The sequence below is a fragment of the Pseudomonas sp. NPDC096950 genome (assembly GCF_044762525.1).
Lineage (GTDB): Bacteria > Pseudomonadota > Gammaproteobacteria > Pseudomonadales > Pseudomonadaceae > Aquipseudomonas.
The window spans coordinates 80243-103333 of record NZ_JBIWEL010000008.1; the positions used below are offsets into that span (position 1 = coordinate 80243).

At 60.1% G+C, this 23091-nt stretch carries 14 protein-coding genes; 8 read left to right on the top strand and 6 right to left on the bottom strand.

Annotated elements, in window-relative coordinates:
- Window positions 1-7 precede the first annotated feature (7 nt).
- The 7 genes from ACIQY3_RS14985 to ACIQY3_RS15015 all read left to right on the top strand — a co-directional run bounded on the left by ACIQY3_RS14985 (window position 8) and on the right by ACIQY3_RS15015 (window position 9413).
- Complete coding sequence (locus ACIQY3_RS14985; protein ID WP_403020642.1) at window positions 8-1222, top strand: DUF3426 domain-containing protein; 1215 nt, start codon at window positions 8-10, stop codon at window positions 1220-1222.
- A 185-nt stretch (window positions 1223-1407) separates the two neighbouring features.
- The gene (gene dusB / locus ACIQY3_RS14990) at window positions 1408-2418 is read left to right on the top strand and encodes a tRNA dihydrouridine synthase DusB (RefSeq protein WP_123510800.1); all 1011 of its coding nucleotides are present in this window, start codon (window positions 1408-1410) and stop codon (window positions 2416-2418) included.
- The gene (gene fis, locus ACIQY3_RS14995) at window positions 2415-2735 is read left to right on the top strand and encodes a DNA-binding transcriptional regulator Fis (protein WP_403020645.1); all 321 of its coding nucleotides are present in this window, start codon (window positions 2415-2417) and stop codon (window positions 2733-2735) included. Before dusB ends, fis begins: the two co-directional genes overlap by 4 nt.
- 81 nt (window positions 2736-2816) lie before the next feature.
- Window positions 2817-4424, top strand: coding sequence for a bifunctional phosphoribosylaminoimidazolecarboxamide formyltransferase/IMP cyclohydrolase (gene purH / locus ACIQY3_RS15000; RefSeq protein ID WP_403020647.1), 1608 nt, complete (start codon window positions 2817-2819; stop codon window positions 4422-4424).
- Between the two features lie 154 nt (window positions 4425-4578).
- Entirely contained in the window at window positions 4579-5874 is a 1296-nt protein-coding gene (gene purD / locus ACIQY3_RS15005; protein WP_403020649.1) for a phosphoribosylamine--glycine ligase, read from the top strand.
- Window positions 5875-5973: 99 nt separating this feature from the next.
- Complete coding sequence (locus ACIQY3_RS15010) at window positions 5974-8751, top strand: response regulator (RefSeq protein ID WP_403020652.1); 2778 nt, start codon at window positions 5974-5976, stop codon at window positions 8749-8751.
- A gap of 65 nt (window positions 8752-8816) precedes the next feature.
- Complete coding sequence (locus ACIQY3_RS15015) at window positions 8817-9413, top strand: MarC family protein (protein ID WP_054044032.1); 597 nt, start codon at window positions 8817-8819, stop codon at window positions 9411-9413.
- A 64-nt stretch (window positions 9414-9477) separates the two neighbouring features.
- Here the strand turns inward: ACIQY3_RS15015 and ACIQY3_RS15020 are convergent, their stop codons facing one another.
- On the bottom strand, window positions 9478-10293 hold the full coding sequence (locus ACIQY3_RS15020; protein ID WP_403020655.1) for a hypothetical protein: 816 nt from the start codon (window positions 10291-10293) through the stop codon (window positions 9478-9480).
- A gap of 266 nt (window positions 10294-10559) precedes the next feature.
- On the opposite strand from ACIQY3_RS15020, the gene ACIQY3_RS15025 reads away from it, so the two are divergent.
- The gene (locus ACIQY3_RS15025; protein WP_403020658.1) at window positions 10560-11210 is read left to right on the top strand and encodes a hypothetical protein; all 651 of its coding nucleotides are present in this window, start codon (window positions 10560-10562) and stop codon (window positions 11208-11210) included.
- Window positions 11211-11296: 86 nt separating this feature from the next.
- Here ACIQY3_RS15025 and ACIQY3_RS15030 read toward each other — a convergent pair whose 3' ends face one another.
- From ACIQY3_RS15030 to cobG, 5 genes are all read right to left on the bottom strand, one after another.
- Window positions 11297-18379, bottom strand: coding sequence for a TcdA/TcdB pore-forming domain-containing protein (locus ACIQY3_RS15030; protein WP_403020661.1), 7083 nt, complete (start codon window positions 18377-18379; stop codon window positions 11297-11299).
- 251 nt (window positions 18380-18630) lie between these two features.
- Window positions 18631-20328 (bottom strand): precorrin-3B C(17)-methyltransferase, encoded by a 1698-nt coding sequence (gene cobJ, locus ACIQY3_RS15035; RefSeq protein WP_403020902.1) that lies wholly within the window; start codon window positions 20326-20328, stop codon window positions 18631-18633.
- Window positions 20328-21059: a precorrin-2 C(20)-methyltransferase gene (locus ACIQY3_RS15040; protein WP_403020904.1), complete on the bottom strand. Its 732-nt coding sequence runs from the start codon at window positions 21057-21059 to the stop codon at window positions 20328-20330. Before ACIQY3_RS15040 ends, cobJ begins: the two co-directional genes overlap by 1 nt.
- Window positions 21059-21685, bottom strand: coding sequence for a precorrin-8X methylmutase (locus tag ACIQY3_RS15045; protein ID WP_403020664.1), 627 nt, complete (start codon window positions 21683-21685; stop codon window positions 21059-21061). Before ACIQY3_RS15045 ends, ACIQY3_RS15040 begins: the two co-directional genes overlap by 1 nt.
- On the bottom strand, window positions 21678-22979 hold the full coding sequence (gene cobG, locus ACIQY3_RS15050) for a precorrin-3B synthase (protein ID WP_403020667.1): 1302 nt from the start codon (window positions 22977-22979) through the stop codon (window positions 21678-21680). Before cobG ends, ACIQY3_RS15045 begins: the two co-directional genes overlap by 8 nt.
- Between the last annotated feature and the right edge of the window lie 112 nt (window positions 22980-23091).

The window sequence follows — 23091 nt, forward strand, 5'->3', positions numbered from 1 at the left end:
TCGCCGCATGACCGACAGCTTCGTCACCCAGTGCCCGCATTGCCAAACCAGCTTCCGCGTCAGCCATGCTCAATTGAGCGTGGCCCGTGGAGTGGTTCGCTGTGGCTCCTGCCTGCAAGTGTTCAACGCCGCCAAGCAACTGCTTGAGCAGCGCGCCGGCAAGGACGCGGTCAAACCGGTCGCCCCGACCATCGTCGAGCCGCCGGTACGGGCCATCAGCCAAAAGCAGTGGTCTGCCACCGAGATGGATCTGGACAGCCTCGACCTGGATCAGGAACTCGCCCGGCTCGAGCAGCGGGAAATCCAGCCGACCACGGAGTTTGGCCGACACCGCGAAAACGGCCTCAGCGCTCGCCGCGACTCTGTGGAGCACGACGAAGAGCCCTGGTCCGACAGCCTCTTCAGCGAATCGGCGGCTGATCGCGCCCAAGCGGTCGAAGCCGACCAACGGGAAACGCAGGCAGAATCGAGCAAGCACTCGCGCACTGAACCTTCGTTCTCTCTGGAACCGGTTGATCTGGACGACGAGCCCCATGTGCCGCAACTGCGTCTGAATGATCCGCTCGACGCGCCCCTGCACCACGATCGTCTGTCGGCAACCGATGCACCTGACGACGACCTGCCCCCGATTGCCCCCTTGCGCAAGCGACACGAACGCAGCGAGTCGACGGAACGTGTCGACGCCTTGCAGGACCTGAGCGACGACCCGCTGCAACTGGACTGGCAGAAGCGCCGCTCGCCATGGGGCCGCCGGTTTTTCTGGCTGGTGCTGATCCTGCTCGGCGCCGGCGCCCTCGTCGGCCAGTACGTGGCCTACCATTTCGACGAACTGGCCCGCCAGGACCAATACCGGCCGTGGTTCCAGCAACTGTGCCCGCAAATCGGCTGCACGGTGCCGTCCAAGGTCGACATCGCCAAAGTCAAAAGCAGCAACCTGGTGGTGCGCAGCCATCCGGACTTCAGCGGCGCGCTGGTGGTGGATGCCATCATTTATAACCGCGCGGCGTTCTCCCAGCCTTTCCCGTTGCTGGAACTGCGCTTTGCCGACCTCAACGGTCATCTGATCGCCAGTCGTCGCTTCAAACCCGGCGAGTACCTCAACGGCGACCTCGAAGGGATGGCAGAGATGCCACCACAAACGCCGATCCATATCGCTCTGGACATCCTCGATCCAGGCCCCAAAGCGGTGAACTACAGCCTGAGCTTCCATTCGCCCGAGTGAAACGCTTCAGTGTTCCGGGATTGACGGCGGTTTTCTGACTTTGCCTGCCTGGACCAAACCGCTGGCGATAACAGAATAACTGTTCAGATTTTGTTCAATTCAGCCTTTATCCAGTCATCGAGAGCGGGTATCATGCCAACCCTTTTTCGAACTCTCATGATCCGGCCCCACAACAGGGAAGTCCTATGTCGGCGGTACGCATCGGTCCATATACATTGCACAACGGCTTGATCCTCGCCCCCATGGCGGGCGTCACCGACCAGCCCTTTCGTCAGCTGTGCAAGCGACTGGGCGCAGGGCTTGTAGTCTCGGAAATGGTCACCAGCGACATGAGCTTGTGGAACACCCGCAAATCGCGGATGCGCATGATCCACGAAGGTGATCCCGAGCCACGCTCGGTACAGATCGCCGGTGGCGATGCGCAGATGCTGGCGGATGCAGCCCGGGCCAACGTGGAACTGGGCGCACAGATTATTGATATCAACATGGGCTGTCCGGCCAAGAAGGTCTGCAACAAGGCCGCCGGTTCCGCATTGTTGAAGGATGAAGCGTTGGTCACCGAGATCCTGCAGGCCGTGGTGGCCGCGGTTGATGTGCCGGTGACGTTGAAGATCCGCACGGGTTGGGACCGGGACAACAAGAACGGCCTGACCGTGGCAAAGATCGCCGAGCAGGCGGGCATTACGGCGTTGGCGGTCCATGGCCGCACCCGGGCCGACCTGTACACCGGCGAAGCCGAGTACGACACGATTGCCGCGATCAAGCAGGCGGTGTCCATTCCGGTCTTCGCCAATGGCGACATTGATTCACCCGAGAAGGCCCGGTACGTGCTCGACGCGACCGGTGCCGATGGCCTGTTGGTAGGCCGGGCCGCCCAGGGGCGTCCATGGATTTTTCGTGAGATCGACCATTTTCTGCGTACCGGCGAAAAACTGCCGGCACCGGAGCTGATCGAGGTGGAACGTATTCTGCTTGAGCATCTGGCCGCGCTGCACGCCTTCTATGGAGACGTGATGGGCGTACGCATTGCTCGCAAGCATGTGGGCTGGTACCTCGCAACCCTGCCGGGCGCCAGGGAGTTCCGTGCCCACTTCAATCGTTTGGATGGTACGGAAACACAATGCGCCAACGTTCGGGAGTTCTTCGCCGAGCGTTATAAGAGCCTGACAGGGGACGGAGAAGGGGTGGCCGCATGACGATGATGACCGAGACTTTAGTGAGTGGAACAACACCCGTGAGCGACCACGTGACTTTGAAACAGCACCTCAATACGCCAAGCGAAGAAGGTCAGACCCTTCGCGGGAGTGTCGAGAAGGCGCTGCACAATTATTTCGCCCACCTTGAGGGCGCTGCCGTCACGGATGTGTACAACCTGGTGCTCTCCGAAGTCGAGGCGCCCCTGCTCGAATGCGTGATGAACTACGTCAAGGGCAACCAGACCAAGGCCAGCGAGCTGCTCGGGCTGAACCGAGGCACGCTGCGCAAGAAACTCAAGCAGTACGATTTGCTGTAAGCATTCAATCAAACCAGAAAGGCGCCCGCGTAAAACCGGTCGCCTTTTTTGCTGACTCCTTTGCTTTTGATGGAAATTGAAATGACCGACCAGACTACCCGCCTGCCGATCCGCCGCGCCTTGATCAGCGTCTCCGACAAGACCGGGATCCTCGAATTCGCCAAGGAGCTTGAAGCCCTGGGTGTCGAGATCCTCTCCACCGGCGGGACGTTCAAGCTGCTGCGCGACAACGGCGTTGCCGCAGTGGAAGTCGCGGATTACACCGGCTTCGCGGAAATGATGGACGGTCGGGTCAAGACCCTGCACCCGAAAATCCACGGCGGGATCCTCGGTCGTCGCGGTATCGACGACGCCATCATGAACGAGCACGGCATCAAGCCGATCGACCTGGTTGCGGTCAACCTCTACCCGTTCGAAGCCACCATCAACAAGCCAGGCTGCGACCTGCCGACCGCCATCGAAAACATCGATATCGGCGGCCCGACCATGGTCCGCTCGGCAGCCAAGAACCACAAAGACGTGGCCATCGTGGTGAATGCCAGCGACTACGCCAACGTCCTGGAAAGCCTCAAGGCCGGCGGCCTGACCTACGCTCAGCGTTTCGACCTGATGCTCAAGGCCTTCGAACACACCGCTGCCTACGACGGCATGATCGCCAACTACATGGGCACCGTGAACCAGGCTGCTGACACCCTCAGCACCGAAGGTCGCAGCGAGTTCCCGCGCACCTTCAACAGCCAGTTCGTCAAGGCTCAGGAAATGCGCTACGGCGAGAACCCGCACCAGAGCGCGGCGTTCTACGTGGAAGCCAAGCCTGCCGAAGTCGGCATCGCCACCGCGACCCAACTGCAAGGCAAGGAACTGTCGTACAACAACGTGGCCGACACCGACGCCGCGCTGGAATGCGTGAAGAGTTTCGTCAAGCCAGCCTGCGTGATCGTCAAGCACGCCAACCCGTGCGGCGTTGCCGTGAGCCCGGACGCCGAAGGCGGTATCCGCCAGGCCTACGAACTGGCCTACGCCACTGACACCGAATCCGCATTCGGCGGCATCATCGCGTTCAACCGCGAACTGGATGCCGAAACCGCCAAGGCCATCGTCGAGCGTCAGTTCGTCGAAGTGATCATTGCCCCAAGCGTCAGCGAAGAAGCCCGCGCCATCGTGGCCGCCAAAGCCAACGTGCGCCTGCTGGCCTGCGGCGAATGGTCGGCTGATCGCGCTGCTGCCTGGGACTACAAACGCGTCAACGGCGGTTTGCTGGTACAGAGCCGCGACATCGGCATGATCGGCAGCGAAGACCTGAAAGTCGTGACCAAGCGTGCCCCGACCGAACAGGAAATCAACGACCTGATCTTCGCCTGGAAAGTGGCCAAGTACGTTAAATCCAACGCCATCGTCTACGCCAAGAACCGCCAGACCATCGGTGTCGGCGCCGGCCAGATGAGCCGCGTGAACTCCGCGCGTATCGCTGCGATCAAGGCTGAACACGCTGGTCTGCAAGTGCAGGGTTCGGTGATGGCGTCGGATGCGTTCTTCCCGTTCCGCGATGGCTTGGACAACGCGGCCAAGGCCGGCGTCACTGCCGTGATCCAGCCAGGCGGCTCGATGCGTGATGCAGAAGTGATTGCAGCGGCTGATGAAGCCGGCATCGCCATGGTGTTCACCGGCATGCGCCACTTCCGTCACTGATACAGCGATCCCTGTGGGAGCGGGCTTGCTCGCGAAGACGGCGGCACATTCAGCAATGATGTGACTGATACACCGCTTTCGCGAGCAAGCCCGCTCCCACATAAGAGCACCCTGCGGTGCTACCAAGAATTAGCGTCATCCGAGGTTTTTTGAAATGAATGTTTTGATCATTGGCAGCGGTGGCCGTGAACACGCCCTGGCCTGGAAAGTGGCTCAGGATCCGCGTGTGCAGAAGGTTTTCGTTGCTCCGGGCAACGCCGGCACCGCCATTGAAGCCAAGTGCGAGAACGTCGCCATCGACGTGCTGGCCCTTGAGCAACTGGCCGATTTCGCCGAGAAAAACGTCTCCCTGACCATCGTCGGTCCGGAAGTCCCGCTGGTTGCCGGCGTTGTCGACCTGTTCCGCGCCCGTGGCCTGGATTGCTTCGGTCCGACCGCTGGCGCTGCCCAGCTGGAAGGTTCGAAAGCGTTCACCAAGGATTTCCTGGCACGCCACAAGATCCCGACCGCCGACTACCAGAACTTCACCGAGATCGAGCCGGCCCTGGCTTATCTGCGTGAGAAAGGCGCACCGATCGTGATCAAGGCCGACGGCCTGGCCGCCGGTAAAGGCGTGATCGTCGCCATGACCCTGGCTGAAGCCGAAGACGCCGTGCGCGACATGCTCGCTGGCAACGCGTTCGGCGACGCCGGTTCCCGCGTGGTGATCGAGGAATTCCTCGACGGCGAAGAAGCCAGCTTCATCGTGATGGTCGACGGCAAGAACGTACTGCCGATGGCCACCAGCCAGGATCACAAACGTGTTGGCGACGGCGACACCGGTCCGAACACCGGCGGCATGGGTGCCTACTCCCCTGCCCCGGTCGTGACTGCTGAAGTCCACAAGCGCGTCATGGACCTGGTGATCTGGCCGACCGTGCGTGGCATGGCCGATGAAGGCAACGTCTACACCGGTTTCCTCTACGCTGGCCTGATGATCGACAAAGCCGGTAACCCAAAAGTTATCGAGTTCAACTGCCGTTTCGGCGACCCTGAGACCCAACCGGTGATGCTGCGCTTGCAGTCGAGCCTGGTATTGCTGGTCGAAGCGGCCCTGGCGCAAGCGCTGGACAAGGTCGAAGCGCAATGGGATCCACGTCCGAGCGTCGGTATTGTGCTGGCGGCGGGCGGCTATCCTGGCGACTACGCTAAAGGCGTGGCGATCAACGGTCTGGACGCAGCCGCGGGCCTGGAAGGTAAAGTCTTCCACGCCGGGACTGCGCTGAAGGACGGTCAGGTGGTGACGGCCGGTGGTCGGGTGCTGTGCGCCACGGCCATGGGCGCCAGCGTTGATGAAGCGCAGCAGCAGGCTTACAAGGTGGCGGCCAAGATCGACTGGGAAGGCAGCTTCTATCGCAAGGACATTGGCTACCGCGCCATTGCCCGCGAGCGTGGCGAAAATCAGGAATAAGCCATCCATTCGGCCAGGCAAGGGCGTGATGCCCTTGCCGGACTATTCCGGCGCCGCGCATAGTTATATTCTGGCATCAACCTACGAAGGGATTTCGCCGTGCGCTGGCTCAGGATTGCCATAGGACTTACCGTCACTCTGTTGACCTTGCTCTGCATGCTCCCGGCCCAGGCCGCGCAAGGCAGTGGCTGGTCGGTATTGCTCGACGAACAGGGCGACCTGGCGTTAAGCGACATCCGCTCCGCACGCTTCACCAATCAATTCAGCCCCATCGAACTCGACCGCCTCACCGCGGCGGAGCCCGACGGTGCGTTATGGCTGCGTTTCAAGCTGGCCCCCGGCAAACACGAACAATTGCTGCGGGTATTCGCCCCTGATCTGTCGCACCTCAATTTATACGTGCTGGACGGCGAAACGCTGGTCGAACAACTGAACACCGGCACCCAACAACCCCAGGTTGATCGGCCACTGCCCAGCAGCGACTTCATGTTGCCGCTGCCCCAAAGCGACAAAACCCTCGATGTCTATGTCCGGCTGGTTTCCGAGCACCAGTTGCGGCCTTACATCACCCTGCAGTCGGCGGTGATGACCGCAGCCAATCAGAACCTCACGCTGATCTACGGCCTGCTGTTCGGCTGCATCGCCATGCTGATCCTGCACAACGTCGTGCGTTACGCCTACACCCGCTCGCGCAGCAGCCTGTGGCTTGCCGCGTGTGAATTCCTGCTGATGCTCAGCCTGATCCTGTTGCTGAACCTGGCCGGGCCATGGCTGCCGAACTGGCACGCCGTCCAGACTCCCGGTGCCTATCTCGCCTTGTTGCTGACGGCGCCGTGCGGCCTGATGTTCGCCTACCGTTTCTTTGCGCCACTGGGCCCGCATCCGCTGAACAAGCTGCTGCTCGGGGACATTCTGTTCACCGTGGTCGCCGGGCTGTTGCTGTTGTTCGTCAACACCCTGCCGCTGAACGTCATTACCTACGCCCTGGTCGCTCTCGCGGGCCTGAGCATGTTGTTCGTCAGCGCCTATCACTGGCAAAAAGGCTATCGCCCGGCCCGATTGTTCGTGGCGGCGATGGTGGTGTTCAACATCGGTGCGCTGATCATCTTGCCGGCATTGCTGGGGCTGACCCTGGTGGCACCGCAAGGCCTGATCATCACCCTGCTGGCCTTCATCTGTATCAGCGGCCTGCTCATGAGCATTGCCCTGGGCGAACGTCAGCGCAGCATCACCGAAGACCGTTTCAGCGTCAGCCGCGACCTGGCCGCCAGCAACGCCGAGATCAATGCCAAGGCCGAGTTCCTGGCCAAGATCAGCCACGAAATCCGCACGCCGATGAATGGCGTGCTGGGCATGACCGAGCTTTTGCTGGGTACGCCGCTGTCGGTCAAGCAGCGGGATTACGTGCAGACCATCCACAGCGCCGGCAATGAACTGCTGACCCTGATCAACGAGATTCTCGACATTTCCAAGCTCGAGTCCGGTCAGATCGAACTGGACGACGTGCAATTCGACCTCAATGCCCTGATCGAAGATTGCCTGAGTATCTTCCGCGCCAAGGCCGAGCAGCAGAACGTCGAGCTGATCAGTTTTATCCAGCCGCAAGTGCCGCGGGTGATCAGCGGTGACCCGACCCGTCTGCGCCAGACCCTGCTGAGCCTGCTGGAAAACGCCCTGAAGAAAACCGACGAGGGCGAGATCCTGATCGTTGTCGCCCTCGACGACCGCAGCGCCAAACCGCGCCTGCGCATCGCCGTGCAGGACAGCGGTGTGCCGATGGAAGCCGAAGAACGTGATGCGCTGATGCACGCCGAACTGCACAGCAAGCATTTCCTCTCGGCCACTCGCCTGGGTGGCAATCTGGGGCTAGTGATTGCCCGTCAATTGATTCGCCTGATGCAAGGGGAGTTCGGGATCAAGAGCGGCACCAACCAGGGCAGCACCCTGTGGCTGACCTTGCCGCTGGACCCAGACCGCCTCGAACACCCGACCTCCGATCTCGACAGCCCGTTACAAGGTGCGCGCGTGCTCGTAGTCGACGACAACGACACCTGCCGCAAGGTGCTGGTGCAACAGTGCAGCGCCTGGGGCCTGAATGTCAGCGCCGTACCGTCCGGCAAGGAAGCCCTGGCCCTGCTGCGCACCAAGGCGCATCTGCGGGATTACTTCGACGTGGTCCTGCTCGACCAGAACATGCCTGGCATGACCGGCATGCAACTGGCGGCCAAGATCAAGGAAGACCCGAGCCTCAATCACGACATTCTGCTGATCATGCTCACGGGCATCAGCAATGCGCCGAGCAAGATCATCGCCCGCAACTCGGGGATCAAGCGCATCCTCGCCAAACCGGTGGCCGGCTACACCCTCAAGACCACCCTCGCGGACGAACTGAACCAGCGCAACAAAGGCCTGGCCGTGTCGCATCAACTGCCTGTCGGCCCGACCCTGCCCGTCAAGGTGCCCAGCGATTTCCGCATCCTGGTGGCCGAAGACAACAGCATCTCGACCAAGGTGATTCGCGGCATGCTGGGCAAGCTCAACCTGCAACCAGACACCGCCAGCAACGGCGAAGAGGCACTGCAGGCGATGAAAGCCCAACGCTACGACCTGGTGCTGATGGACTGCGAAATGCCGATCCTCGACGGTTTCTCCGCGACCCAGCAATTGCGCGCGTGGGAAGTCGGCAACCAGCGGATTCGCACCCCTGTCGTCGCGCTGACCGCGCATATCCTCGCCGAGCATAAAGAGCGCGCACGCCAGGCCGGCATGGACGGGCATATGGCCAAACCGGTCGAGTTGTCGCAGCTACGCGAATTGATCGAGCACTGGGTCGCCCAGCGCGATCAGCAGAACCGGGCGGCGGCGCAAACGTCCTGAGCCGACAGACGCCTTAGCGCCTGATAGACTCCCCCTCGACTTCCCCCGCCAGTGAGCTAGCACCCATGCTCCACGTGTTGTTCAGCGTTTACTTGAAGATGCTGGTGCTCTACAGCCCGTTCTTCGTGTTGTCCTGTTTCATCAGTCTGACCCGCGGTTATTCGCGCAAGGAACAACGCCGCCTGGCCTGGAAAGTGGCGGTCGCCACGCTGGTCTCCAGTGTCTTGCTGTACCTGTTCGGACGCGTGATTTTCAGTGTGTTCGGCATCACCGTGGACGCGTTCCGCATCGGTGCCGGCAGCGTGCTGTTCATCTCGGCACTGGGCATGGCCCAGGGCAAGTCGGCGGTGCAGACCGACAACGTGCAGCAGGACGTCACCATCGTACCGCTGACGATTCCCCTGACAGTCGGCCCCGGCACCATCGGTGCGCTGCTGGTGATGGGTGTGAGCCAGCCGCATTGGGATGACAAGCTCACGGCGATTCTCAGTATTGCCTTGGCCAGTTTTACGGTGGGGGTGGTGCTTTATCTGTCCAACCGCATCGAGCGGATACTCGGCGACCAGGGTTTGCAGATTGTCAGCCGGTTGATGGGGTTGTTTGTCTGCGCACTGGCGGCGCAGATTATCTTTACCGGGGTGAAGGGCTATCTAGTGCCCTGACTGCACAAGGCCGAGGGAATCATCGCCCTCGGCCCTGGTTTTCTTCTGACTCGCCTTACTTACTTCACTTCTTGCGGCGCTGGAATCTTTTGCTCAGCGCAGCCTTGAAATGTTCCCCCAGGTAACCTTCCAGATCATCCTTGACTGCCGCATAGCGAATTGGGTTAAAAGTAATATAAGAACTGCCACGGAAAATATCGCGGCCGGATGTTTTCCAGTTGAAGAACACCGGCGATGTTTCCTTGCTGCCGCCAACACTGTCGATCGATGCCAACGAAGTCATGATAATTCCGTTCGCCAGTTCATCACATGGCATCACCGCCAGCCTGACGCCTTTGCTGCCGGTCACTTCGCGGTTGAACAAGTTGATCGCTTCCGGCTCTTTTTTCAAGGCAGCCAATGTTGTATCGGCAATCGCCCCCAGTATCGCAGCACTCGGAATCGCGGCTTTCGCCGCATCGATACCGGCCTTGACGATATCGGTCACGATGTTATCCATGGTCAGTTGACGCGAGCTTTTCCTATAAGCGGTATAACCGGAATCAGCGACAAAACATCCGACCTCGTCCATGCACTGCAAGAAGGCGAGATACCAGGCTTGCGGGTTATCGCCGGGCACTTCGTAGCTGGCTTCAAGTTTCGAGAACTTGATCAGGTTTTCAATAATCGCCATGTTCTCCAGCGAGATGTTGGCGCCATACCCCACCAGGGTATTGGCCAGCACCACGGCGTCCAGCTCTTTGGTCGGGCTGCTGGTGTCTTCTACCGAAAATGCCTGCATGCGTGCAAACCTGGGCTGCACGGTGCGGCGCTTACTAATGCGTGCCTTGATCAACGCAATACTTTTCTCAACACTAACAACACTTTCCATAGTATTCATATCCAACAATCCATTTATCAATTAATGCGCACCCCTTTGTGCGCCAGAAGAATCTAACGCACCGCAACTCGGCAAACAAACCCCTATTAAATTCAACATATGTACAACCAACACCTCATAAACCAGCCACACTAAAAACAAGAAACACATCAACAACCATTAAAACCTCTATTTATTTAAATGCCCACCACCAGCACTGTAGTCTTTACAACTCACCAACACCCACAACGGCACTGCAACTTAAGCTTAATATTCAAGGAAGATTCATGAGTAATGAAACACCCACTGGCGCGATAACAAACCACAACCTTATTTCGTGCATCGACGAACTGTCACTGCAAGACTTTGATGATTTGACGAGTTGTACCCACATTGCCACCCGCTCAGCCGACCTTATTCAAAATCGCTTTGCCAACTCACACTACTGGCTGGACGAATACATTCGCACGCTGATGTTTTTCGGCTGGTCGCTCCATGAAGGTGCGATCACGACCCGCACCCGCATCGATATTTCCGGGAGTGTTGCCGATTTTCTTGTGCAAAGCGCACAAACCATGGGCGACCCTCGCCAGGGGAACGCCATGATCGACACCCTCGACGCCCTGAAGCCAGACAGGCTCGCAACGCTTTCACTGGATGAAGAAAGTCTCAAGGGACGTCGCTTTCAAGTGGCACCGAGCCGTTACGACTCACGGGGCAACCTTCACATGGCTGTCTTCAATCTTGAGTTGATCGCCCACACTGAACAGAGTCGCTTTCTGTTTTGGCCCTGGGAGACCAAGTCGGCAAAAATTGTTCAGCAACGTGCATTTCTTAAATTGGACAGAAGTGTCCTCGACACGAAAAGGCAGCTGATGACAGCCAAACTCCGTGAACAGGTCATGAAGCGATTTGCCCTGAGGCAGCGCAAGCCCTGAACCGTCAACACTCCCACCAATAAAAACCCCCTCACACGTTAAAAACCATGTGAAGGGGGTCCGTTGAGCGGCTCAGCGTAGAGGGATCAGACTTGATTTTCCGCGGTACTCTGCCGGTTCTTCAGCAGCGTTTTGAGCGGTATGCCAGCCGTGACGCCTGGCTTGGTCACCAGCGATGAGATGGCAATGGGCTGATAGCCCTTGATCGACAACAACACCTCGCCACGCAGCGTGACATCCTTCGCACAGGCTTCCCGAAAGATCAGGCTGTGACACGTCACGGGATCCAGCATCACCAGGTGTTCATCCACCAGGCTGACGATCAGTTGCTCCGGCGAGTCCAGCACCCAGTCCAGTTTGACCCGTGCAGATGCCTGTTTGCCAAGGGGCGGTCGGCAATCGACGATCACTGATTCCAGTCGACGCCAGGCTGCTTTGGACAATCGGCACTTGGCGCCGGCACGGCCCAGACGCAGGACCAGGGTACTGACATCATCGGGAATCAATGGCAGCACATCATCGAGTTTCAAGTTGCTTTCCACCGTCAGGGTGTCGGCGTTGCGTTGCACATAGTCCAGCGGCCCGACGGTGCCGGTGAGCGGATAGCGGCGCAATAAACCGTCGGCGGCATCGAACAGCAAGACGTTGGTCTGTCGCTGAGTGCCCAGCGCAACGGAGGACTCGGGACGCGGCACGTTGGCCGCGTCGATCAACCGCCCGCTGTTGCTGACAAACCACTGTTGGCGCAGCGGATGAGCCACGCGCAGCAACGGCGCGCAACGCTGCGTGCTGTTGACCAGCGCCTTGAGATGTTCGACCAGGTTATCGGCGTGCTCCCGTACCCACTGGCTGTCGACGCCGGTGATCAACGCGGGCTCCTGATGGTTCAGCTCCATCTGAATGCCCTCCGCGGTGGTGGCCAGCAGGCCGGCACCTTGGCGCACCACATCAGCGAAAGCCCATGGGTTCCATAGCGGCTGCAGCGCTGGCAGCGCATCAGCGGCCAGCAACCGGGTTCCGTCGCCAAAGGCATTCGGCAGTTGTCGGTCATCGATAAAGGGTTGGCGATAGAGCTCGCCCGTGACGACATCGAACAACCAGGCCGCCGCGTTATCCGGGGTCGCCCCCAGCAACCGTACTTCCTTGCCATGCCTCAGGTCGGCCAGCACCAGGCGCCCTTCGAGGTACCAGGCGCCCAAGCGCGCATCACCGCGAGCGTTGCTCAGGCCGATCAGGGCCAGCGTAGTGAAAGGCTCCTCGGCCACCAGCGCAGGCAATTGTGTCCACCATTGCGGCCGGTCCTTGAACCAGACTTCGGTCATTCCTCCCAGTTGCAACTCACCCTGGGGCGTCAGCTCGTAGAACAGCCCGTCGTCAGTCACGGCCAGGCAACCTTCCTGCGTCACGGCAACATTTTTGAGCCCCTTGAGTGTCTTCCACTCGACCGACAGCTCGACCTGCTCATTCACGATAGAACGGCGCTGCACGCACAGACGCGAGCTCTCGTGCTTGTAAACAACAAACACATCCCCATCCGTTCCCGCCGGGGCCAGCAGGCTGGATTGGTGCTTGTCCTTGTCCGAATCCTTCCAGCCCCGCAGGTGATGCCGCGGGGGCAACGGTCGGACAATCAAGCCATCGCTGCTGCGAACCCAACTCATGTCAGACCGGCCTTCTTCCGGTTTCCAGTGAACGGCAACGAAGGCGCCCAGTTGCCAGTTCGATGTGACAAAGCGCTCCTTCGCGGTCACTGCGGGCCACGCGATGTACTCTCCCAACAACGGCTTCCAGTCTGCCAGTGTTGGCGTCTGGCTCAGAACATCTTCCAGCGTGGTTTCAAGACCGCGCGTCAGCGAAGTGAGCAACACGCCTTCGTCGGTGAGCAGATATTCCAGGCTGTAGCTTTGATCGCCCTCGATCACTTCCTGGACAACCTTGACCCCGCCGGATACCGCCGAACATTGCGTGATGGCGAACTCTCCACGCTTGAGCATCAGTCGATAGCGGTGGCTGATCAAGCCGCTGACCACATCGGTCTTTAACACCTCGACGCTCTGCGGGTGATAGAAATACGCCGAGCCATCCACCACCGCGCCCAACAGCGGATCGGTGGGCACAATGACGTCGTCATCCTGAATGTAGAGGAAACGGTCCTGCGCCGAATCGTAGTAAGCGGTGGTGTGACGCTCGTCCTTGGGGTCGTCGAACGGGATCAGGAAGTTGTGCACAGGCGTGTACGGCTGCTCCAGTCGGTGCTCCCGGGCCAACGCCTTGAAGTGCGATTGCAATGCCTGGGCATCGGTACCCGGCAGTGCCTCCACTTCCAGCGGTATCAACACCTGCCGGCGATGGTCGACCCGAAAGCGGTTGTTGCCCGACAAATGCAACGTGACATCGAACACCGCTTCGCCACGGTAGCTGAGGTTGACCCCGCCGATTCTCAGGGCCCCGCCGCTCAGGAACTGCACGTCGCTCTCCTCTGCCCAGGTTGCCAGCAACGTCCACTGCAGTGTCTTGAAACTTGATGACTTGAGTAGAACGTCCACCCCCTGGTTGAGCATCAATGTGCAAGGCGCATCACTGGCCTCGATCTCATACGCGACCCGGCCATGCCAACTTTTGAGCAGCGTCGGCACTACCAGTGTGCGGGGCACATCGTCGAGTCCGACCTGAATCACTGTGGTGGTATGCGGCCGGTAGGATGGGTAAATATTCTGCAGAATGTATTCGCCCGGGAACGAATAAAACGTGAACAGGAACTGCCACTGTCCCGCCGCGTCTTTCGTTTCCAAACGGCGTGCGACATCGAAACCCTGGTCATGCCGCCAGGTGGCAAACGGCAGCGTGTGATAGTCGTAGCCGTAGAACGTTTGAGGCGTACACGGCAGGACAATCACCTCGCCCGCCGCCGGACGAAAGGTGCCCGAGCCAGGTAGCCTGAGGCTTTGACGCAGATTGATCGCACGGTCGTAATCCACCACGTAATCCGGCACGCCGAAATGATCACGCAGCGGGAACAGCCGCTGACTGTCGTACGTCACCACGCCGTTGCGCAGGTCCAGGCGCTGGATCACCAGCTTCGGATGCGCCTGCCAGGCGTTCTGCTGCGGGCTCCAACTGAAAGGTGCGCCGCGATACGCCTGATCCAATTCATGGAAAAACAACCCGACCTGTTTGGAGCGCTCGGCCACCATGGCAAAGCCCTGGGCCAATGCGCCGACACCGACGGCCAGTCCGCCGACGATCACTGACGCTCCGCCGAAGAACGCGGCCACCGTAGCGGCCGACGCCAGGCCGGCGCCCATGCTCACGGCGCCCAGTACGGCACTGGCCGAGTCGAAGGCCAATTGCGTACCGAAACGAGCGACGTCCACATCGTTGTCGGCCTGGCTCAACTGGTAGATATCAAACCCGACATTGACCATGCCCAACACCGTACCAACGCCTTCACCCGCCACATGCCCAAGTGCCTCGCCCGCCACTGTGGAACTCGTCTGGGCAATCAGCCGTTCCTGAGCCAGGCCCTGGCGCACCAGACTGACAACACCCGCCATATCGATAACCAGACCATGAACGATCTGCGCGTAGTTCACATACGCGTGCAGACGCACCGCCAGCGTCAGGCTTCGATCTTCCCCTTCGCGACTACGCAACGCGTTCATCAAGGCCTGGATCGCAAAACCGGCGTTGAGGGTATGCACGGCGCCAACGCCGGTCGGATCGAGCGCGCCAGCCCGGCGCATGGTCAGTTTGTCGAAGAGTTCGGTGAGGTGATTCTTGATGCGCAGGAAGCGCTGATCGTCGGTAGTGACACGCACCAGTTGTTCGGGGACGCCGGGCTTTTCGGGTTTGATCAGGCTCAGTTGATAGTCGCCCTGGGGATTGATTTCCAGGGTTTCAAACAACGGAATGAAGTCGGCGGTCAGTTGGTTTTTGGTTTGCAGATCCTGGCTGGCCTGGGTGATTTGCTGACCCCACCAGTGGCTGTCCAGCGCCATCAGGCTTTTGCCCAGTCGCGGGTTGCTCACCAGGGATTGGCCCCGGGCACTGGCCAGTCGTTTTCGGTCTCTGAAAACTTCTACCTCTTTCAATGCCCCGGGCAACAGCACGTCCTCTACCCGCACGCCCGAGGACAACTCCAATTGAGCAATCCGCTCGCTCTGCACTTCGACCAGATCAAACGTTGGCCGGCCACGCTCGCCATAGGCACTGTAGTAATCAGCCATGCCCATGTTTTCAAAAAAATTCCGCAGGTCACTGAGCATGCCATCGGGCTGCGCAAACTCGAAAACACCGAGGTTTGGATCGTAGAAGTGATAGGTGCTGCGCTCACCCACCCAGGTCTTGCCCACGAGCATGGCGTGGTTGTCGGAGTTGAGCATCAGGGTGCTAGTGGTCGTCCGGGCCTTAAGCACATCCACCATCTGTTGCAGATTGACCCGCGGGGGAGTGCCGACCTCGCTTACCTCTACACCGTGCAACGATTCGATGGTGCGCACGAAGGTTTGCGAATGGCTGTCCTCAGGCGCCAGAACGCTCTCGTAGAACCGCTCACGCAGGGTGGTGACCGCCGCCTCCCCCTTGGAAATCGCTGCCGCCATGGCCAGCACCAAGGGATAACACCGCCGACCGATGGTGTCGCCGAAACCATCGAACAACAGATCCTGCGGTACAAAGCGCGCTTCACCCTCGCTGAAACTGCCCAGCAGTTCACCGGAGCGCTCGGCAAGCCGTTCACGGAATTCGGTTTTTGCCACTTGCTGGATCCGGGCCACATGCTGCCCCCATTGGCGCAGGCTCAAGGGTTGGTCCATGGCGTTTTTCTTCAGCGCCAGCGCCGTCTCGGAGTGGGCCACCGCGTGTTCGACCGGGCGGGCAAACCCCGCCATGAACTCAGAAGCCTTGTACTTGAATAACTGTTCCTCGATCACCGCGTAACGGCCCGCCACGCCTTTATCGCTGATTTTTCTGGCGAGGTTTTCAAGCTCATCCGCCGCCGCTTCGAAGCTGCGATTGTCCAGCGACTCAAGCCCCAGCAGTTGACCGAGAAACAGGCGTTGGGCAGCGCTCAATTGCTCCGCCAGCAACGCACCGCTGGCCAGGCGGTCAAGCGCTTCAGTGATGGAAAGACCTTGAGTCCCGGCGTCGCTGATCACCGCAGGCGGGAACGCCCTGACATCTTGAGCGATGATGGCCTGGCGCTCGTCAAAACCCAGTGGCAACAGTTTGTCGAACGTCACGCGGGCATCACTGCCTTGACTCATTGCCTTCAGGAATGGCTCGCCGAGGTGATCGAGCAAGCGCTGGAGAATACTGATCGACAGCACATGCCGACCTTCGATCAACGGCCATCCGGCTTCGAACTCGAGGGTCTGGCGTTTGAGTAACTCGGCCATGTCGCCTTTGTAGCGAGCCGTGAACAGACCGTCCTGCCAGCGTTTCTTTTCATCGATCAGCCACTGGTCTCGCGAAGGGGTCTGCTCCTTCCAGGAATGGTCCCGTTCTTCTTCGGTGTGCCGATTGACCGTGTCGTTACCCGGGATCCCGACGAGCCGGCGCAATTCTTCGGCCCCTCTTGGCGTCAGGTTGCTTTTCTCGTAATCGCCGATCCCCTCAAGCAGTGCAATCGGCCCGGTTAAAAAGATAGTGTTTTCACTATCGGGGTATAGGCCATCGGCGTAGTAATCGGCAGCCCCTTCGGCAACCCTTGTGATGGAGTACGCTTCCATGGACGGCAATTCCTCCAGCGCCCCGAACTGTTCAACGATGGCTTCCATTGCCAGCCGGTCCATGGACGGCATATCGGAATAGCTGACATGTTGCTCAACAGCCTTGCGAGCCGTAGCCTTGACCACCTCGTAATTGAGCAGGAAGCGATTGATGACTGCATCGACCGCTGCAGAGCCTGGGTGCGCCACCAGAAAGGCGTTCGTGACCGATAAATCAATGGCCCCGGCGCGCATGCCATTCAGGCCCACCCGGCGGTTTTCCGGGATGTGGAACACATCATTCAGCGCTGGACGGCTTTGGGCGAATGTTTCCAGTGCGGCACGTCGATCGTGTGGAATGGACTCGAAATACCGTTTATACCGACTCGCGATTTGTTGACGGCCCGGCATCCATTCGGGGCTGTGATCCAGCAGCAACTGCAAAACGCCTTGCAGCGCATCGTCACCAAACGTGCTGATATCCACGCTGCCCAATATCTGTTTCATTGGCGGCAGATGATCCACGTCGGTATACAACCCGCCTTCAATTGACATGACTTCTGCACGCACAACATCCGAAGCGGCGGCAAAGTTACCTCGCAGGTTTATTTCCCGCTGGTAGATCTCCTCGACGCGCATCGGCGCTTCCAACTGTTGCAAATCGCATAACAACAGATCTTCGCTGGCCAGGGCAGCCAGACTGCGAACATGTTTATCACGCAATGCCCTGAGTGCTTTTTCGTCTTGCCCATAGCCGCGAACCAATAAATCGATTCGCGCCTCATCGGCACTTTTCCCCTGCTCATTGGCGCTGAGAATATGTGCGTGAAGTTGCTCCTTCAGCGGTATCAATCGCTCGGCATACAACTTGTAAAGATCGAGATGACCGGTAAGTTTGTCGCCTCCCGCCGCCATGGCGGCAGCCTTTGCGGCTTGAACAATGATCCGGTTTGTCTCATGGGCCAGCAGCGCATCGGCGTCATACCACAGCATCAGTTTATGGCCGTCCTTGACCATAATCTGTTTCCAGACATTGATGTAGTCACGCTGAATCTCTCCAACACCTCCGCCCAGCCAGACAAAGTGCAGCTTCTTTGGAACTTCAAGTATCGCGCCTTTCAGCACTTCGACACTCTGAACGACCCGACTGCCGTAATCGCTGATCTTCTGATGAAGCTCGACGATGGGCTCGGCACCGTTGCCGGCGGACAGCGGCTCGTCCGTGTCACGGCGCAGGCGCACCGGTGGGACCAGTGAGCCTAATGCTTCTTTGAGCAACACCAACGGGCGAAGCAGGGCGGCGTCATCCTGCGCGTCGATACAGCCTTGGTAATAGCGGAGGATGGCATCGTACTGGTCAGTCTTTTTATAGGGCCGAATAAGGCGCTCCAGATCAGAACGATTTAAAAGATCGGCAAAGCTGACATATTCATTACCACTTACCACTTCCTGCTGACTCATGGTTAAACATCCTTATTCAACAAAACACATTAACACCGCACAGCCGAACAAACGGCCACGCATCAATACTGAAAAAAGAAAATGAATAAAGCCAAACTAACGATCCAAGCCAACTTTATCAAACCGCAAAGATATTCAATTAGTGTCCACACAACTTGAAACTCAAGCACCGACAATCCCGGATTGAATAACCCATACCGGATATAACAAAGAACCCATAAAAAAAACGCCTCAAAAGAGGCGTTTTTTATTTAACTAACAGGCTTGTCGCCATACCAGCGCGGCGTATAAACCCACTCGCCTCCCCCGGCGCGCGGGAATACGCAAGTAGTGGACGAGCCAATCAGCACCATCGTGCGCATGTCCACCTGATCCGGGGTCAGCTGCCCCAGGGTGGTCACGCGCAACGTCTGGCCCGGACGGCCAATGTCACGCCCCAACACCACCGGCGTTTCGGCAGTGCGGTGTTGCGCGACGATCTCCAGTGCGCGGCCCAATTGCCAGGGGCGCGAACGGGAAATCGGGTTGTAGAAGGCCAGGGCCAGGTCGGCCTGGGAGGCCAGATCAAGGCGCTTCTCGATGATCGACCACGGCTTGAGGTTGTCCGACAGCGACATCACGCAGAAGTCATGCCCCAACGGCGCGCCGGACTGGGCTGCAGTTGCTAGGGATGCGGAAACGCCGGGCAGGATTTCAAGATCGACGTTGTGCCAGCTCGCATCGCTGGATTCGTGCAACGCTTCCATAACCGCCGCCGCCATGGCGAACACACCGGGATCACCGGACGACACCACCACCACCGAACGCCCCTGAGCCGCAAGTTCGAAGGCGTGGCGGGCACGCTGCATCTCTTCGCGGTTGTCGGTGCAGTGCATCACTTGATCGGCGCGGAACGGCCCGGCCATGCGCACATAGGTTTCATAACCCAGTACATCGTTGGCCCGGGCCAGTTCGGCTTTCACCGCTGGCACCATCAGTTCGGCTGCGCCAGGGCCCAGACCGATCACGGCCAGACGACCGCGAGGGCGGCCAATCAACAGTGGATCGAGTGGTTCAGCAGCGATCCCGATGGCCATCGAGTCGTTGACTTCAATAGCCGTGAGCAGCGATGGCACAGCGTCCCGCGTCTGTTCCAGCGCAGTCCCGGAGCGAGCGCCAAAACGCAGCGGCACACCCAGTTCCAGCGCGGTCTCGCGCAATATGCTGTTGGCCATGTCGCGTTCATCCGCTAACAAACAGGCCAGCGATTGCACGGCAATGTTCGCTTCGTGCAATGCCGCGCGAATGGAATCCGACGTTACTGCCGTCACCGCCACCAGCACATTGCGCGGATAGATCAACAGTTCATTGACGCTCGGCTGACGCTCGGCATGCCCGACATGGATCGCCAGTCGTGCCTGCTGATCCTCCGGCAATTGCGCCTCGGCCAGCCACGGCGCCGGGCCTTCGATGCGCACGGATTCGCCAGCGAGCAAGTCCGAAACGAAGCGCTTGCCCAACTCCAGATCGCTGAGGGCATAACCGCTAGGCGGGTTGAGCAGGCAGGTGCCAAAACGCAATTCACCGCTGGTGGTGATGGCTGCGGCGACATCCAGCGCTGCGGCGATTTCCCGCGCCAACACATTCACCCCGCCCAAGCCACCGAGCAACGGCACCACGGCGCTGCCGTCCTCGGCCACGGCCAGAACCGGCGGCTCGGCGCCTTTTTCCAGCAACAGCGGCGCCAGGGTGCGGATGACAATGCCGGCCGCGCACAGGGCGATGATTGGCGTGTCCTGTTGATAGAGCTCGCGCAGGGTCGCGCCGAACTCTTGATACTCGCGGTCGACGCCGTCAACCCGCCCGGCCAGACCGTGAATCACCGCATCCGGGTAGCGTTGCTGAATCTTGCGCGCCGTGGCGAGGCTGCCATTGCCGAGGATGACAATCGCTGGAGCACGACGGCCGATCACCCTTGCCACCGTTCGCCGGGCACGATGATCAGCGAAAAGTACGGCGAAGACATCGGCTCGACTTCATCCAGCGGGACGATTTTCTGGTTGGCCATGGTCGCGCGCTCGACGTACAGCGCGCGCCCGTCCATGCCGAGTTCTTGCAACACCTGACGCACCTTCGGGAAGTTGCGCCCCAGCTTCATGATCACCGCCGCATCGGCATCAGCCAGGCGTCGCTTGAGTTCTTCATGGGGCAACACGCCGGACAACACCGACAGGCTCTGATTGCGATACACCAGCGGCGCACCCAGCACCGACGCGCCGCCGAGCATCGAGCACACACCCGGCACCACTTCGGCGACGTAGCGTTCGGCCAGGCGATCATGCAGGTACATGTAGGAGCCGTAGAAGAACGGATCGCCTTCGCAGATCACCGCCACATCACGGCCCGCGTCCAGGTGTTCGGCGAGCTGCTCGGCGGCGGTGTCGTAGAAATCGCTGATCACTTGCTCGTAGGACAACGGTGCCGGCAACGCTTCAGTGGTCACCGGGTACACCAGCGGCAGCAGGTTTTGCGCATCAACCAGATGCGCTTCGATGATGCCGAACGCATTGCCCTTCTTGCCCTTGGCCACGAAGTACGCCACCACTGGCGATTCGCGCAGCAGGCGCAGGGCTTTGACGGTAATCAGTTCCGGATCACCGGGGCCCACGCCCAGGCCGATCAAGCGTCCAGGTTGCTGCATCATTCGATCTCCGTCGCGAGGGCGTTGACAGCGGCGGCGGCCATGGCACTACCGCCCAGCCGACCTTGCATGATCACAAACGGCACACCGCGACTGTCCGCCGCGAGCATGGCCTTGGATTCAGCGGCGCCGACGAAGCCCACCGGGAAGCCAAGGATCAGCGCCGGTTTCGGGGCGCCGGCGTCGATCATCTCCAGCAGGTAAAACAGCGCGGTCGGTGCGTTGCCGATCACCACGACGCTACCTTCCAGGTACGGGCGCCACAGTTCCAGCGCGGCGGCGGAGCGGGTGTTGCCCAGCTCGCGGGCCAGCTCCGGAACGCTTTCATCGCGCAGGGTGCAGATCACCTGATTGTTCGCGGGGAGGCGCGCGCGGGTCACGCCTTCGCTGACCATCCGCGCGTCGCACAGGATCGACGCACCGGCCGCCAGTGCATCGCGCCCGGCCTTGCCGGCGCCTTCAGAGAATTGCAGACCGTCGATGGCCTCGACCATGCCGCAGGCGTGGATCACCCGCACGGCGAGTTTTTCCAGGTCGGCCGGGATGCGCGAGAGGTTGGCCTCGGCGCGAATGATCGCGAAGGAGTTGCGATAGATCTCCTGACCGTCGCGGATGTAATCAAGCATCTAGGGGGCTCCGTGAGCGGGCGTCGAGCAGGGTCGCGACCGCTTCAATAGTAAGGTTGCGTGCGTGCAGCGCGCCGAAACCGGGCTGGGCTGCATCGCGAAAATAGAGGTCGTAGTGACCGGGTGACACTGCCAGCAACGTGACTGGCGCAACGTGCGCCGCCGCGCAGGAACGCGAGCAACCGGACAGGTGCACATTCTGAATTTGACCGTGACGTTGCAGCAGCGCCGCCAGTTGCAGCGCATCGCCCTTGGTGTCGGCCAGGCCTTTGCCGCAACCAGCGGAACCGGTGCAGGCAATCAGATGCGCCAGGGCATCGTCCGCCGAACAGCGCAGGCCCAGGTTTTCCAGGTTGTGGATAACTTGAGCGGCATCGTCTTCGTGGATATTGGGCAGCAGCAGGTTTTGCCATGGCGTGAAGCGCAGGCTGCCATCGCCGTGTAAACGGGCGAGTTTGGCGGCGCCCCGGAGCATGGCGGCGTCGAGTCGGCCCAATGGCGGAACTGCGCCAACGTAGACCCGGTCGGATTCACGCTGTGGATAAGCACCGATCGGCGGCATGCTTGAGTCACGCGGCACGCTGGTGATGGGTAATAGCGGCACACGCTCGGCCAGTTGCACAACAAACCCGGCCACCGGTTGCTCGGCCAGCAGATGACGCATGCGCGTCTGCTCGGGACGCGCCAGGTCGAGGAACAATTCAAGCACCGCGATCACCAGTGCGTGACCGTGTTCCAGCCGCACCGCACCGATCGGTGTCTCCGTCGGACAACCGGCCAGACCGAAAGCCAACAAGCATTCGCCATCTCGCTCAACGGCGCTCAACCACAGGTCATGATGATGTTCGAGCATCGCCAGCGCTTCGCCGCCATCGAGTTGCACGGCGAACTTGGCGCTCAATTCGTGGAAACGTCCGTGGCTTTGCAGACTGGTGAGGATCTGTTCGGCCAACGGGCGTGTATCGAGCAGCATCCGCGAATCGATCCCGGCGCTCGGGCTGAGCATCAGGTTGCGCACATCGTCGCCCGCAGCGGTGCGCGGCCCCAATCCGGCGGCCAACAGGCTCTCGATCAATGCCGACTCTTCGCTGCCAATCCCGCGAATCTGCAGGTTGGCGCGGTTGGTCGCCTCGATCACCCCACCGGCGTAGCGCTCGGCAGCATCGGCCACCGCTTCGGCCTGTTCGGCACTGATCGATCCGCCATTCAACTTGATCCGGCAGATCCCGCCATCCAGCGCCTGGACAATACGCAGCAACCCCGGGCAGGCCGAGGGGCGTAAGGCGTTGGACATCGGGTGTTCGTTCAAGGGGGGCGACCGGCAATGTGGGAAAGGCGCTTCGCGGGCGAAGGCGCGGTATTATGCCTGCTTTGTTCGACGGCATGAAAAGCCTGCCCGTCGGAAC